The 14,867-nt window shown below is 66.8% G+C and carries 13 protein-coding genes; 9 read left to right on the forward strand and 4 right to left on the reverse strand.

What is annotated here, in order from left to right; genetic code table 11:
• Nucleotides 1-3: 3 nt before the first annotated feature.
• A complete protein-coding gene (locus AC5Y3Z_RS10280; RefSeq protein ID WP_473138801.1) occupies nucleotides 4-1,212 on the reverse strand; it encodes a thiolase family protein in 1,209 nt (402 codons plus the stop codon).
• 10 nt (nucleotides 1,213-1,222) lie between these two features.
• Nucleotides 1,223-3,454, reverse strand: coding sequence for an acyl-CoA dehydrogenase family protein (locus tag AC5Y3Z_RS10285; protein ID WP_473138800.1), 2,232 nt, complete (start codon nucleotides 3,452-3,454; stop codon nucleotides 1,223-1,225).
• Nucleotides 3,455-3,599: 145 nt separating this feature from the next.
• Here AC5Y3Z_RS10285 and AC5Y3Z_RS10290 point away from each other — a divergent pair, with 145 nt between their 5' ends.
• The 5 genes from AC5Y3Z_RS10290 to AC5Y3Z_RS10310 all read left to right on the forward strand — a co-directional run bounded on the left by AC5Y3Z_RS10290 (nucleotide 3,600) and on the right by AC5Y3Z_RS10310 (nucleotide 8,319).
• Entirely contained in the window at nucleotides 3,600-4,175 is a 576-nt protein-coding gene (locus AC5Y3Z_RS10290) for a TetR/AcrR family transcriptional regulator (protein WP_463827824.1), read from the forward strand.
• Nucleotides 4,176-4,187: 12 nt separating this feature from the next.
• A complete protein-coding gene (locus AC5Y3Z_RS10295) occupies nucleotides 4,188-5,252 on the forward strand; it encodes a DUF1214 domain-containing protein (RefSeq protein WP_473138799.1) in 1,065 nt (354 codons plus the stop codon).
• Nucleotides 5,249-6,427: a sulfotransferase family protein gene (locus AC5Y3Z_RS10300; protein ID WP_473138798.1), complete on the forward strand. Its 1,179-nt coding sequence runs from the start codon at nucleotides 5,249-5,251 to the stop codon at nucleotides 6,425-6,427. Before AC5Y3Z_RS10295 ends, AC5Y3Z_RS10300 begins: the two co-directional genes overlap by 4 nt.
• A 72-nt stretch (nucleotides 6,428-6,499) precedes the next feature.
• Entirely contained in the window at nucleotides 6,500-6,871 is a 372-nt protein-coding gene (locus AC5Y3Z_RS10305) for a hypothetical protein (RefSeq protein ID WP_473138797.1), read from the forward strand.
• A 77-nt stretch (nucleotides 6,872-6,948) separates the two neighbouring features.
• Nucleotides 6,949-8,319 (forward strand): acyltransferase family protein, encoded by a 1,371-nt coding sequence (locus tag AC5Y3Z_RS10310; RefSeq protein WP_473138796.1) that lies wholly within the window; start codon nucleotides 6,949-6,951, stop codon nucleotides 8,317-8,319.
• Between the two features lie 91 nt (nucleotides 8,320-8,410).
• Here AC5Y3Z_RS10310 and AC5Y3Z_RS10315 read toward each other — a convergent pair whose 3' ends face one another.
• Both AC5Y3Z_RS10315 and AC5Y3Z_RS10320 read right to left on the reverse strand, forming a co-directional pair.
• Entirely contained in the window at nucleotides 8,411-9,403 is a 993-nt protein-coding gene (locus tag AC5Y3Z_RS10315; protein WP_463827819.1) for an ATP-binding cassette domain-containing protein, read from the reverse strand.
• A 2-nt stretch (nucleotides 9,404-9,405) separates the two neighbouring features.
• Nucleotides 9,406-10,455 (reverse strand): ABC transporter permease, encoded by a 1,050-nt coding sequence (locus tag AC5Y3Z_RS10320; protein ID WP_463827818.1) that lies wholly within the window; start codon nucleotides 10,453-10,455, stop codon nucleotides 9,406-9,408.
• Nucleotides 10,456-10,758: 303 nt separating this feature from the next.
• On the opposite strand from AC5Y3Z_RS10320, the gene AC5Y3Z_RS10325 reads away from it, so the two are divergent.
• The 4 genes from AC5Y3Z_RS10325 to AC5Y3Z_RS10340 all read left to right on the forward strand — a co-directional run bounded on the left by AC5Y3Z_RS10325 (nucleotide 10,759) and on the right by AC5Y3Z_RS10340 (nucleotide 14,845).
• Nucleotides 10,759-11,136: an STAS domain-containing protein gene (locus AC5Y3Z_RS10325; RefSeq protein WP_463827817.1), complete on the forward strand. Its 378-nt coding sequence runs from the start codon at nucleotides 10,759-10,761 to the stop codon at nucleotides 11,134-11,136.
• A 45-nt stretch (nucleotides 11,137-11,181) separates the two neighbouring features.
• Entirely contained in the window at nucleotides 11,182-11,604 is a 423-nt protein-coding gene (locus tag AC5Y3Z_RS10330; RefSeq protein WP_463827816.1) for an ATP-binding protein, read from the forward strand.
• A gap of 115 nt (nucleotides 11,605-11,719) precedes the next feature.
• A complete protein-coding gene (locus AC5Y3Z_RS10335; RefSeq protein WP_473138795.1) occupies nucleotides 11,720-13,480 on the forward strand; it encodes an N-acyl-D-amino-acid deacylase family protein in 1,761 nt (586 codons plus the stop codon).
• 9 nt (nucleotides 13,481-13,489) lie between these two features.
• Nucleotides 13,490-14,845 carry an aromatic ring-hydroxylating oxygenase subunit alpha gene (locus AC5Y3Z_RS10340; protein WP_463827814.1) on the forward strand — a complete coding sequence of 452 codons (1,356 nt, stop codon included), beginning with the start codon at nucleotides 13,490-13,492 and terminating at the stop codon, nucleotides 14,843-14,845.
• The last annotated feature ends 22 nt before the right edge of the window (nucleotides 14,846-14,867 follow it).

Consider the following 14,867-nt stretch of genomic DNA (forward strand, 5'->3'; position numbering starts at 1 on the left):
TGCTCAATCGCCTTCGAGGACCAGCGCGGTCTGTTCGGACAGGATTCCGCCGTTCCCCGACACGAAGGCCCGGTTGCAGTCGCTGACCTGCGCCGCACCCGCACGCCCCATGATCTGCCGGGTGGCGTCGCAGACATGATGCATGCCCCCGGCCAATCCGGCCTGACCGAACCCGAGTTGGCCGCCGGCGGTGTTCAGCGGGAAGTCACCGCGGAAGGTCAGGTCGTGGCCGGCAACGAATTCCAGGCCCTTGCCCTTCGGGCAGAAGCCCGCGTCCTCCAGGGACAGCATCACGGTGATGGTGTAGCAGTCGTAGATCGAGACCATGTCCATCTGGTCCCGGGTCAAGCCGGTCATTCCGAATGCAGTGTCGGCGGCCTCGAGCATCGGTGTCTGCAGCAGATCCTCGGCATAGGTGGGTGTCTTGAACGGCACGTTCTCACCGAACCCCCTGACCCACACCGGACGGTTACGGGCCCGCTTCGCGATGTCGGCGTTGGCGACGACGACGGCAGCGCCGCCGACGCAGGGCATCACGATCTCGAGCATGTGCAGCGGGTCGGCGATGACCGGACTGGCCAGCACATCGTCGACCGACAGTAATTTGTCTTTCCAGATCGCACCGTCGGTGTGGTTGGCGTTGACCCGCTGGTCGACCACGATCTTGGCCATAGCGCGCTCGTCGTAGCCGTAGACCGCGGCGTAGCGTTGCGCTACCTGGCCGTACGGGCCATTCTGACCCAGGTTGCCGTAGGGAATCTCGAATTCGGCTTGCGGAGAACCGTATTGGTTGCTCGACGAGCCGAAGAACATGGCATCCACCAGCGGCCTGGGCTTCTGCTTCGACGACGGCGTGATGTAGCGGGCCGGCAGGGCACACAGCACCGCGTCACAGATTCCGAGCTCGATCGCCGCGGCGGCCCGCCACACCATGGCGGCGGCGCTGGCTCCGCCGAGATCCACCAGTTCGGCGAATCGGGCCGGCATTCCGAGGTATTCGGCGATGGTGGACGGGACGAAGATCTGTGACTCGGCAAGGTGGGACGTCACGATGCCGTTGACTACATCACCGGACAATCCCGCGTCCTCGAGTGCTGCCGCGGCCAGTTCTGCCCACTGCTCGATGACGAACGGCGCCGGTGCCGCTTTGTTGAGGCGCTCGGGTGGCAGCTCGACGTAGCCGACTATTGCGGCTTCTCCGCGTAATCCCATGTGCGTTCCCTTATTTCCGCGGCAGTCCGAGAATCATTTGAGCGATGATGTTGAGCTGAATCTCACGGGTGCCGCCGCCGATCAACTCCGCCGGCAACCGCAGGTACGGCTCCACTACAGCAGGTTGCGCAGCGGGATCGGGGTCGGCCACCATTGCCAGCCGTCCGGTCAGTTGCAGTGTGGCCGCAAAGGTGCGGCGCAGCAACACATTCATCGCGACCTTGGCGATGCTGGACGCCGGACCCGACGGCTGCCCGTCAAGCAAGCGGATGGTCTCCCGCACACCCAGCGCTTTGATCGCATTGGTGTATGCGTCGAGTTCGCCGAGCGCGCGCAGCGCGTCCGCACGGTCCGGGCCGTCCTCCGACGCCAACCGGCGCAGTGCGGCAGCGCGGTCGAATTTGACGTAACCGCTGATGGCCGAACGCTCTTCGGCCATGGTCGCGATCGCCAGATTCCAACCGCCGACCGGGTCACCGAGCAGCATCGCGTCGGGCACGAAGACATCGGTGAGGAACACCTCGTTGAAATGCGCCTCGCCGGTGGCGGTCTTGATCGGCTGGATCTCGATGCCCGGGGATCGCATGTCCAGGATGAAATAGCCGATGCCGCGGTGCTTTGCGGCGTCGGGATCGGTGCGGGCCAGCAGCGCCCCGAAGTCGGCGCGGTGGGCCACCGATGTCCAGATCTTGTGTCCGTTGATCTGCCAGCCGCCGTCCACTTTGGTGGCGCGGGTGGTCAAAGCGGCCAGGTCGGACCCTGCTCCCGGCTCACTGAACAGCTGGCACCAGGCGATCTCGCCGCGTTGGGTCGGCGGGATCAGTTTGTCCTGCAGCTCTTTCGGCGCAGCACGTAGCACCGAGGGCAGGATCCATTCGGCAATGCCGAGCGACGGGCGCACCAGGTCGGGCCGCTTGGCGAACTCGTCGTCGATGATGAGCTGGCGTAGTGGCCCGGCGTCGAGTCCCCACGGCGGCGGCCAATGCGGCGCGATCAAGCCGGCTTCGGCGATCAGGGTGCGTTGCGGACCGGTCTTGAAGTCGTCGTAGTCACCTTGACGGCCGGGTTGGTCGTTGCTCAATTGCCGTGCCGCGTCCAGGGTCTGGGCCACCTGCGACCGGAACTCGGCATCCGCGTCGCCCAGGTCCACCGACATGTCACGCTGCTGGGTGCAGGTGAGCCGGCCCAGCCGCCGGGCCCAGCGATTCGCCGGACCGATCGATGCGGCCAGGCTGATTGCGCGCCGCCAGTACAGGTGTACGTCATGCTCCCAGGTGAATCCGATGGCGCCGAACATCGTGAGCGCATCCAGCACGAGATCGGGCACCGGCGACACCGCGATCAACGCGGCTCCGGCCGCGGCGATGCGGTGCTGATCGAGTGGCTCATCCACCGCCCGCACCGCGTCCCACGCCGCCGACGTCGCCAATTCGCTGCTGACCAACAGCATCGCCGCGTTGTGCTGCAGGGCCTGGAAGGTGCCGATCACTTTGCCGAACTGTTCCCGGATGCGCAGGTGCGCGGTGACCGCATCCACGCACCACTGCGTGATGCCGGCGGTTGTCGCGGCCACCAGTGCCAACACCACGCATTCGGCGCGTTCCGGCTCGATGCCGGTCAGCACGTCGGCCGCAGCGTAGTCGGTCAAACGCAGGATTCCGGCATCGGTCACCAGATCGGTGCCGTCTGCCGAATCGATTGCTGCCGCGGGGTTTTCGGTATCGACCGGAATCCATACCACGCCACCGTCCGCGGTCCGCACACCGACCAGGACCAGCCGCGCCGAGCACACCCCAGCGGTAACCTCCGAGGTCCCGGTCACCCGCCATCCCTGGCCGACCCGATCGACGCAAAATTCGCCGTCGCCCGGCAGGATGACCGCTGCCGGCGCACCGGCGGCAAGCTCACGCAGCAGCGACTCCGCCATCGGGGTCCGATCTGCCGACAGCGCGACCGCGCCGGTGGCGACCGTCGGCAGCAACGGCCCGGCCAACAACGCTGTGGCCGCGGCCTCGAGCACACATGCGCCGTCGACCAGCCGACCACCCTGGCCGCCGACCTCCTCCGGCAGGTGAACGGCGTGAAAGCCGTTGTCGACCAATGCTTCCCACCAGTCGGGCATCTTCCCGGCGGCGAGCGCGTCCAGGCTGTCCCGGGTGGCGGCAACCGGAGCGTGCCGTGCGGCGAATTGTCCGACAGCGGCGCACAACTCCTGCTGCTCGGCGGTCAGTCCCACGCTCACGACGGCGACCCAGCCGTGGCAGCTGCGCTCGACAAACTCCACATGGGCGGCACCGGCTGCTATCCTCTCGCTTTACAAGACGAACCGTCTCGTCTTGCAGAGACTAACAAGGCGGACGCCGGAAAGTCGAACAGGACCACCTGACATGTCGACCGATCTCACGCCGCGCCGCCGCAGCGAAAAATCACGTACCGCAATCGTGACAGCAACGCGCGAGTTGCTCCTGGAACGCGGCTTCGATGCGCTGACCATCGAGGCGGTGGCCGCCCGGGCCGGGGTGGGCAAGCAGACCATCTACCGCTGGTGGCGCAGCAGGCCCGAGCTCGTCGCCGACGTCATGCTCGAGGACGCCGACAAGATCCTCGCCGCGATGAACCACACCGACGATCTGGCCGCCGATCTGGTCGAGTGGGTGGGCAAGCTCGCCGCGAGCCTGACCACCGCCCGCGGCTCGGCAATGCTGCGCACCCTGACCGTTGCCGGCATGGAACACCAGGACACCGCGGCCAAACTGCGCGACGGATTCAGTACGCCGCTGCACGACAGCGTCCGCACCCGGCTGCTCGCCGCGGGGATCGATCCGGCGACCGCGGACTCGGCGGCCGATGCCGTCGTCGGCGGCGTCGTGTATCCGATTCTGTCTGCCGGACAGGCGTATCCACGACGGCGCGCCGAGCTCACCACCCGGCTCATCGTCGACGCGCTGACACTCAACCGCTAGGAGATCGAAGCTATGACTCGGGTCGACGCACCCCAGGCGGTCGGCGCCTGGAAGTTCTTCCAGCAGATGCTGGCCGACGTCACCACCATCGTCACCCAGGACGCCGAAACCGAACGCGAACTCCTCGAAGGGCTGCGGGTGATCGCCCGGGTGTCGTCGCTGTGTTCGCAGATGGCCGTCGAAGCCGACCTGAGCCGGCCGGTGTTCTTCGACATGTGCTCGCCGAACCGGATGGTCGGCGGCCCGAACCCGGACGGCAACTACTACCTGGCCATGATCCGCGGTGACCGTCGCTATCGGATCACCGGCGCCCGGGGTACGTCGGCCTACCTCGGGATGCAGATCCTGGCCGGCACCGGTCTGACCCCGCGACGCATGTCCGGCTATCTCAGTGACACCGAATTGGACTTGTGCTCAGAACAATTCGCGATCGTGCTGGCCGCACAGCAACCGGCGGACCTCGACGGGGCGCAGTGGTTGCCGATCCCTGGGGACGCGTCGTCGGTGGTGGTGCGGGAGTACATCGGTGACCGCGCCCGCGAGGAACTGGCCACCCTGCACATCGAGGCTCTGGACCCCGACCCGGTGACTGCGCTGACCGACGACGCGCTGGCCGAGCAGTTCACCGCGATGGCGTGGTCGCTGATGAAGCTCGCAACCCTGCACCGCACCATCAAGCCCGAGCTGCTCGATCAGCCCAACGCGCTGTTGACCGCCGAGGCCGCCGACCTGGGCGCGGCGGACACCACGCCGGACAACCTGTACATGATCGGCACCTACCGCCTGGAGCCGGGCCAGGCACTCGTGCTCGACATCGAGCCGCCCGACACCAGGTATTGGAACGTCACCCTGGAAAACATCTGGCACGAGTGTCTGGAACCGCGGCGACGGCACAGCTCGGTGACCAACCGCGGCGTGCAACCCGGCCCGGACGGGCGGGTGCGCATCGCGATCGGTGACCGGGATCGCGGGCTGGGCCACTGGCTCGACACCGGTGGCCGTCACCGCGGGTTCATCGTGCTGCGCTGGCTCGACAACCCGAACCCGCCCCGCGTCGAGGTGTCGGTACAGCGATGACGCCGCAGGAGCGTTTCCAGCCCGCACGTTTGATCGCCACGGCCTGCGCGGAAACCGGGCACGACGACTTCGGAGATGCCGCCCCGGGCTGGGAAGCCGGACTCGAACGGGTGGTGGACGGCCTGCTCAACGAGGCCCGGCTGTCGGCCATCGGAGTCGAGATCGCCTATCTGGATCTGATGCGTGCCCTGAAGAACCGGCTGGACGTGATCGACTGGCGCAATCGCAACCCGCAGATAGCGACCGAGCCGGTCGAGGCGCCGATCTTCATCGTCGGGCAACCCCGCACCGGAACCACCATCCTGTACGACCTGCTGGCCCAGGATCCCGCCCTGCGCGCGCCGCTGACCTGGGAAGTGGATGCGCCCTGCCCGGTTCCGCAACCGCAGACCTATCACGACGACCCGCGGATCGCCCTCACGCAGGCCAGCCTGGAGATGGCCGAGCAGATCATCCCCGGTTTCCTGAAGTACCACCCGATGGGCGCGCTGGTCGGGCAGGAGTGCGTCCGCATCACTGCCAGTTCCTTCGTCAGCATGATCTTCTCGGTGCAGTACCGCCTGCCCACCTACTACCGCTGGCTGCTCTACGACGCCGACCACGCCGCGGCCTACCGGTTCCACCGGATCTTCCTGCAGCACCTGCAGTCGGGCGTGCCCGGGCAGTGGCTACTGAAGTCGCCGGCGCACCTGTGGCAGCTCGATGCGCTGCTCGCCGAGTATCCCGACGCGCTGATCGTGCAGACGCACCGCGACCCGCTCAACGTCATCTCGTCGATCGCCGCCCTCACCCATCATCTGCGCCGGATGGGCAGCGACGAATCCGATATCGGTGAGTGCGCGGCCCAGTCCTACGAGGAGATTGTGGTCGGTCTCGAGCGGGAGATGGCGCTGCGTGACAGCGGCAAGATCGCCGCCGACCGCATCATCGACGTCCACTACGCCGATTTCATTGCCGACCCTTGGACCACCATCGACGGCATCTACCGAAAGCTGGGCCGCGAACTGCGGCCGCAGGCGAAGCAACGCATGCGCGACTTTCTGGCCGCTCACCCGGGAGACGGCGGACGGGGCCGCTACACCTGGTCGGACACCGGTCTGAACGCCGACGAGGTGCGCGACCGGGTCCGCAGCTACCAGCAGCGCTACGCGGTGCCGACCGAGCAGCTGCGCTGAGGCCGCGAATCCGCGAAAAATGCGGGACGGATCTGTCCCCAAAATGTGATGAAGGACATAGACTTCCCGCTTGTGACGACCCCGTCGAACCCCTGGGGCGACGAACGACAGCGACTCGCGCAGCAACTGCAGCTACGCGGCCAGGTTCTCGGCCGCAGGCAGGCACGACGACTGAGCCGGCGCTTCGCAGCCGTCGGAGTGCATATCCCGGCGACCCGCCTCCGCCAGTTGTTCACCGGCTCCCCGGTGGCCGAACGGGAGATGACCAACGTCAATTTCGCGTTGATCGCCACGGAACTCAACCGCGAGAAACAGTCCGCCCGAGTCACGCGGCTGCAGCGGCGCTGCAGGCACGCGCTGGTGTGCGCCGGGCTGGTCCTCATCTCCCTGAACTTCTTGTTCTGCCTCGCCTACGTCTTCTTCACCCTGGCCCACCAGGCCTAGTCAGTGGTAGGACTACCCGCCCGGAACGAGTAGTCCTACGCAGGTGCCGGCCCGCACCCACCAGCAATGCTGCAGGAATGACAACTTCCCCGGGCTTGCTGCGCTTTCCGAGCGCCCCTGAACTGGCCGCCACCACGCCGGTCGACCGCGACCGCGCCATCGACGTCATCCGCATCACCGCACTGGTCGGCGTGGTGATCGGCCACACCGTGATGGCGATCAGCACCATCCGCGACGGCGTGTTCATCTGGGACAACCTGCTCACCACTTCGACCGTGTTCCAGGCTTTGACCTGGATTTTCCAGATCATGCCGCTGTTCTTCTTCGCGGGCGCCGCGGCGTGCGTCTCGTCCTGGGGACCGGAGGTCAACTGGGGGGGTTGGCTGTTGAAGCGGTGCACCCGGTTGTTCCGGCCGGTCTTCTACTACCTGGCCTTCTGGGCCGTCGCGTTGGTAATGCTGTATCCCTTCCTGCCCCAACATGTGTACGAACCGGTCGCAGGCATCAGCATTCAGCTGCTGTGGTTTCTCGGCGTGTATGTGCTGGTGCTCGCGGCGATGCCGGCCTTGTGGCGGATCACCACGGCGACCCGCCTGGTCGGCGGCGTCGCCGCCGTCTACGCGATGGTCGCGGTCGTCGACGTGCTTCGGTTGCATTGGCCGGCACTGGCGCCGATCGGCTATCTCAACCTCGCGGCCTGGCTCATCCCCGGCATGTTCGGCGTCGCCTACCGCCGCCAGTTGCTCAGCGGTCGTGTCGCGTTGAGTGTCGCGGCGGCAGTGTTCACGGTCAACATCGCGCTGCTGCAGTGGGGTCCCTACGAGCTGAGTCTGGTCGGTATTGAGGGCCAGCAGCTGCCTAACATGAGCCCCCCCTCGCTGCTGCTCGCCGGACACGCGATCGTGCTCAGCGCCCTGGCGATCGCGGCCGCACCGGCGATCAACCGCTGGGCGCAACGGCCGCGGGTGTGGTGGTTCACGGCGATCGGCAACTCCGGCGCAATGACGCTGTACCTGTGGCACATGCCGGCGCTGCTGGGCGTGCACCTGCTGTTCGACGCCTTCGGCCACCCGCGCTTCCCGGGTCAGCCCGACTTCCTGGCGATCGGCGTTGCGCAACTCGTCCTGATGATCGCCGTGGTGGCGGTGCTGTTCGTGGCGCTGCGGGTGCTGGAGAACACTCCGCTGCCCGGGTGGGACGGCGCCCCCGCCATTACGTCGGCGTGGCGTGGCGTCAGCGTCGGCGTGTTGCTGTGCGTGGCCGGGGCGGCGATCCTGGCCGCGGTGAAGTGGGGTCTCAAGGACGACGGGCTGGTCTGCGTCTCGGTGATGCTGGCGGCGTTGCTGGGCGCCCGGGGGGTGGCCGCCGTGCGGCTGCCGAAGCGGGAAACGGCTGCCCGGGCGCGCCGGGCGCTCGGGCGCGCACTCGGTGTACGTGCGATGCGCTGACGTCTGCTCGGCGACTCAGTCCGACGCGGCCAGCCCCCGGACGCCACCGACACCATCTGGCGGTTCTTCGCCCAGCACCACTCGTAGCGGATCAGTCGCTGCTGAGCTCGCGGTGTCCGATCAGGTCGCGCGGGCCGCCTGCGCCGAGACGCTCCCGGAAGGCCTGGGCGGTGTACCCCATCACCTTCGCATCGGTGCGCGCCCGCGCGGTCGCCGAGCGTGGCATGTGGAACAGCACGCCCATCTCCCCGAAGTAGTCACCCGGCCCGACCACCTTGATCAATTCCTCACCGCCGTCGGCCAATTCATGTACCAGATCGAATTCGCCCTCGATCACCACGTAGATCAACTCACCCATGGTGCTCTGCTCGAACAACACCACTCCGGCCTTCAGTTCGAACAGCTCCGGCGACCTGTTGGTGTCGGCGAAATCCGGAGTCAGTTCGACGACCCGGTCCGCCATCGGCAGCATGCGGCTGTCGTGGGTTGCCACCACCACCACCCGGTCACCGTCGGCCAGTTCACGGATCAGCCGCAGCACCTCTTCGACTTGGATGAAATCCAGGTGTGCGGTCGGCTCGTCGGCCAGGATCAGCGGCGGATCCAGCGCGATCGCCCGAGCGACCGCCACGCGCTGCTGCTGACCGCCGCTCAGATCGCCGGGCCGGTGCTTGATCCGGTCGCCGAGGTTGACCCGTTCGAGCAACTCGGTGGCGCGCTTGCGCGAGGCCGCGCGTGACATCCCGGCGGCCCGCAACGGAATCATCACGTTCTCGAGGGCGGTCAGGCTGGGGACGAGATTGAAGGCCTGGAACACGATGCCGACCTTGTCGCGCCGGTACTGCGCCATCGCCTTGCCGTCCAGTGCCGTGATGTCGACGTCGTCGAATTTGATGGTGCCGGACTTGGGCCGCAGGATGCCGCCGAGACAGGACAGCAATGTCGTCTTCCCGCAACCGCTCGGTCCCAACAGGATCACCAGGGATCCGGACGCCACATCGAGATTCAGTCCGTTGATCGGGCGCAGTGCATAGCCGCCGCTGTAGTACTCGACGACCAGATTCTGGATGCTCAGATCGCCCATGATCAGGGACCTCCGAACGCGAGCGCTGGGTCGATGGCGACCACCCGCCGCAACCCGGCCAGGCTGGCCAGCAGGCCGATCCCGGTGGCCACTACCGGTAACAGCACATAGGCGACGGACGGGACCGCGACGACCATCGGGAACAGCGGCGCCAGCAGCTTGGACAGGATCACCCCCACCCCCGCGGCCAGCAGGGAGACGACCAGCGCCTGCAGCGCCAGGCCGGCGAGGATCGAGCGCGTCGGGGTCCCGATCGCCTTGAACACCGCGAAGTCGCGGACCCGTTCCAACGCGGACAGGTACACCACCGAGCCGATGATCAGCACCGCCACCACCCACAGCAACAGCGCAACGATGGTGATGGAGTTCACCGCGACCTTCAACGGCCGGATCAGGTCGGCCACGGCACCGTCCCGGTCATAGGTCCGGTAGCCGTTCGGCAGCGCCCGGGGGGTGCCGTCGATGCCGATCGAGGTGACCATCGGCTGCCCGTTGTACGCCAGTTGCTGCAAACCCTCGGTGGTCAGAAAAATGTTGGGGATCTTGGCGAGTGCGGTCGAATTGGGCACGATGCCTACGATCCGCAGCGTATGGGCGCCCACCTGCAGGGTGTCGCCCAGCCGGCGCCCCAGCGTGCTTGACGCCGCCACCTCGTCGGGCTTCGACGGGGCCCGGCCCTGCGAAACGGACGGCATGCCGGGACCACGCTCAGGTGCCCCGAACGCAGTGACGTTCCGGGTCGAGTTGCCGTCCCTCATGATCGTCCCCACACAGCCCAGCGGTGCCGCGGCGGAGACACCCGGTTCGGCGCGCACCCGCGCCAGGTCGACGTCGGGAAATGGCGTCGACCCCAGAAAAGGTCCCGCCGCGCCGTCCTTGACCACAAATGCGTCGACCCCCATGGAATCCACGGTCTGCCGGGCTTCGACGCGAAACCCGTAGGCAAGTCCGCTCATCACGAGCGTCATCCCGAAGATCAGCCCGGTGCTGACGATGGCAATAACCAGGCGACGTTTTCGCCATTGCATATCGCGCAGCGCAGCAAAGAGCATTCGTAGACGCTATCAACCCCGCACAAGGCCTTGACCCCGTTGTGCACCACTGTCGGCGCACGCGGCGCAGGCCGGCCGGAAAAGCGATCGGCCGCCCGCGGTGGCAGAATGTTTACCCGGCGGAACGGTACCCGGCGGGTGTTTCGCGCGATGGCCTAGGATTGGCTTTCGTTGGCTGCCGCGGCGCTGCATTCGGCAAGCAAGTTCGTGGCGGTTTTCCGGCGGGTTGAATCCACAGCCCCGGCATGGCGTGGTTTTCTGAGCACTATTGTTGTCCCCCCGAGGACGGATTTGAGATAAAGCATGGTCGATCAACCCGGCGATCCAATCAACCGAACGGCTTTCGAAGTCGAGCAGTACCAGGCGGACGGTGCCGTGGTACTGGCCGTCTCGGGCGAAGTAGACATGCTGAGTGCTCCTCAATTGGCGGATGCGATGCACACGGCGCTGGCCGGCAAACCCCCGGCGCTCATCGTCGATCTGACGAAAGTGGAATTCCTCGCGTCTGCCGGGATGAGCGTGCTGGTCAACGGGCAAGCCGAATTGGCGCCGCCGACACGGTTGGCCGTGGTTGCCGACGGCCCGGCCACCAGCCGTCCACTCAAACTGATGGGTATCGACAGCGTGCTCTCGCTGCACCGCACCTTGGATAGCGCGCTGAACTGGATCACCGGTGCGTAGCACGGCATCGCCGGGGGTCGGCCAGACACTCTGATTCGGCACCCCGTGACATCCCAGAGCAACGATTGCCCGCGCTTCGTCCGAACGCAGATTGCCGCCGACGCATCGAATGCCACGCGGATTCGGGTCGAGTTTCGCAATTGGCTGAGTCGTCATTTCGCGCTCGACGCCGAGCAGTTCAGTGACCTGGTGCTGGCTGTCAGCGAGGCGCTGGCGAATGTCGCCGAATTCGCCTACCCCGATGAGTGCGGGACCATGGATGTGCGCGCCGCCTACGACCCCGGTTCGGACACCCTCGCGGTGAACATCATCGACCGCGGTCGGTGGCGCCAGCAGCCCAGCGCAGCGAATCTGGCCCGCGGGCGCGGCATCCCGTTGATGCGTGCCCTCGCCGACGAAGCGAGCATCGACGGAACCCCGCACGGCACCGCGGTGAAGTTGACCTGGAATCGCCTGACCGCATCCTGACCCGCCCGTCCGCGCGTCATTGACTCAAGCCACCGGGACGCCTACCGTCGATACATACGCTACTCACCGTAGCGAAATGATCGCACAGCCCTGATTCGCTGCCCTGGAGGCATCCATGTTCGACCTGAAAATCGTCGGTGGGACCGTCGTGGACGGCACCGGCGCGCCACGCTACCGCGCCGACATCGGCATCAAGGACGGCAAAATCGTCGACGTGGTCCGCCGCGGCGCGGATTCTCCGGAGCTTGCCGGCGAAGCCGCCGAGACCATCGACGCGACCGGACATGTGGTGGCGCCCGGGTTCGTCGACATCCACACCCACTACGACGGGCAGGTCAGCTGGGACAGTTCGCTGGAACCGTCCAGCGGTCATGGAGTCACCACGGTGGTCACCGGCAACTGCGGCGTCGGCTTCGCGCCGGTGCGGCCCGGGACCGAGGACTGGCTGATCAGCCTGATGGAAGGCGTCGAGGACATTCCCGGCACCGCCCTGACCGAGGGCATCACCTGGGGCTGGGAGACCTACCCCGAGTACCTCGACGCCATCGGTAAGCAGAAGTTCTCGATCGACGTGGGCAGCCAGGTCGCGCACGGCGCGATCCGCGCCTACGCAATGGGCGAACGCGGTGCCCGCAACGAACCGGCCACCGCCGACGACATCAAAGCGATGGGCCGCCTGGTCACCGAGGCCGTCGAAGCGGGCGCACTCGGATTCTCCACGTCGCGCACGATGGGTCACCGCGCGATGGACGGCGAACCGGTGCCTGGCACCTTCGCCGCCGAGGACGAGTTGTTCGGCCTCGGACGGGCCATGGCCGCCGGCGGTCAGGCAGTCTTCGAACTGGCCCCGCAGGGTTCAGCGGGTGAGGACATCATCGCGCCCAAGAAGGAACTCGAGTGGATGCGCCGACTGGGCGCTGAGATCGACCGTCCGGTGTCCTTCGCGCTCATCCAGGTGGACGCCGACCCGGGACTGTGGCGCGAGATGCTGGATCTCTCCGCGGCCGCTCACTCCGACGGCAGTCGGCTGTACCCGCAGATCGCCGCCCGCCCGTTCGGCATGATGATCGGATTCCAGGGCCATCACGGGTTCAGCCACCGGCCCACCTACCGCCGGTTGAAGGCCGAATGCGGCCGCGAAGAACTCGCGCAACGCCTGGCCGATCCCGCCGTCAAGGCCGCGATCCTGGCCGAGGACGACCTGCCGGTGGATCCGTCGTTGTTGTTCGACGGCATGTTCGCGCTGGTGCAGCATTCGCTGCACCGCCTCTACGCACTGGGCAACCCGCCGGACTACGAGCCCACCCCGGACCGCACCGTGCAGGCGATCGCGCAGGCGCGCGGCGAGGACCCGCTGTCGACCCTCTATGACCTGATGCTGGAACGGGACGCCAGCGCCATGCTGATGCTGCCGCTGTTCAATTACGCCGAGGGCAACCACGACGCAATTCGCGAGATGCTGCTGCACCCGGCCGGTGTGCTGGGCCTGTCCGACGGTGGCGCACACTGCGGAATGATCTGCGACGCTTCGTATCCCACGTTCCTGCTGACCCACTGGGCGCGGGACCGGCACCGCGGTGACAAACTCTCGCTGGAATATGTGATCCGCAAGCAGGCGCGGGACACCGCGCACCTGTTCGGTCTCACCGACCGCGGCACCATCGAACCGGGCAAGAAAGCCGACATCAACGTCATCGACCTGAACGCGCTGACGCTGCACCCAGCCGCGATGGCCTGGGACCTGCCCGCCGGCGGAAACCGGATCCTGCAGGGCGCCAGCGGATACGCGGCCACCATCGTCAGCGGCACGGTGACCCGGCGCCACGACGTCGATACCGGCGCACGGCCGGGCCGGTTGGTGCGCGGCGCGCGTTAGGCCGCGCCGGTGCAGACGGCCGCGGGTAACCCCGCCCGGACCCGTGCCGAGGACGCGATCGGGGTCCCGCCCGCGTCCCCGACCCTGGTGCCCGCCGAGCGCTACTACTCGCCGGCGTTCGCCGCCCTCGAGATCCAGCGGATGTGGCCGAAGGTGTGGCAGCTTGCCTGCCTGGTCGATCACGTCTCCCACCCGGGCGACTACTTCGAATACCGTTGTGGCCCATACGGAGTCCTGATTGTCTGCGATGACGACGGCGTGCTGCGTGCCTTTCAGAACGCCTGCCGGCATCGGGGGAATTCGCTGTGCGTAGGCAGCGGTTCGGGGTTGCGCGAACTCAAGTGCGGCTACCACGGCTGGACCTGGGACCTCGCCGGGGTGCTGAAGCGGGTCCCCAACCGCAAGGGCTTCGGATCGCTGAAGATGTCGGACTTTCCGTTGGTGCCGGCCGCTGTCGACGTTTGGGCGGGGATGGTGTTCGTCAATCTCGACCTCAGCGCGATGCCACTGATCTCCTATCTGGATGGCATCCCCGAGGACATCGCCTGGTGCGACATCGGCGACTTCCGTTGCTACGCAACGCTGACCGTCGACGTCGAAGCCAACTGGAAGACCATTGCCGACGGCTACAGCGAGACCTATCATATCCAAACGTTGCACCCCGAATTGCTGCGCTGCGTCGATGATATCCATGCGCCGCAACAGATCTGGGTGCACGCAGGTAAGTCCGACCAACCGTACGGGGTGCCCAGTCCGCGTTTCGAGGGCACCCTGAGTGACAAAGAAGTCTGGGACGCTTACGTTTACACCCAGGGTGCGCTGATGGGTGCGGCCGAGGGCACACCCTTTCCCGATGACGGCCAGTCGGTGCCGGACCTGATCGCGGCGCGCACCCGGGAGTTCGCCGCGGGACGCGGGGTGAACCTGGACTGGGCCGACACCGACCGGATCACCCGACTGCACCAGTACAACGTGTTCCCGAACATGACGTTCCTGGTCAACGCCGACCACTTGACGATCATGACGTCGCGGCCCGGCCCGGATCCGGACCACGGTGAGCTGACCATGTTCCTGATGACCCGGATGCCGCCCGGCGCCGACCGCAACAAGCCCGCCGACATGCGCATGTCGGCCGCGGATGCCGAACCGGGAATCGTGCTGACCCAGGACATCCGGATCCTGCCCGGCCTGCAACGCGGCCTGCACCAGCCCGGCTTGACGCATCTGGTGCTCTCCAATGAAGAACGTCGGGTGATCAACATGCACCGCAACCTGGAGCGCTACCTCGACCTACCGGAGTCCGAACGGATGACCGGCGGCGCTAGTGCTGCTTTTCTGGCGCGAGCAGACGCAGAATCGCACTAACACCGTCATTTTCATGCGATTC

This window comes from Mycobacterium sp. NGS61 (assembly GCF_059812325.1).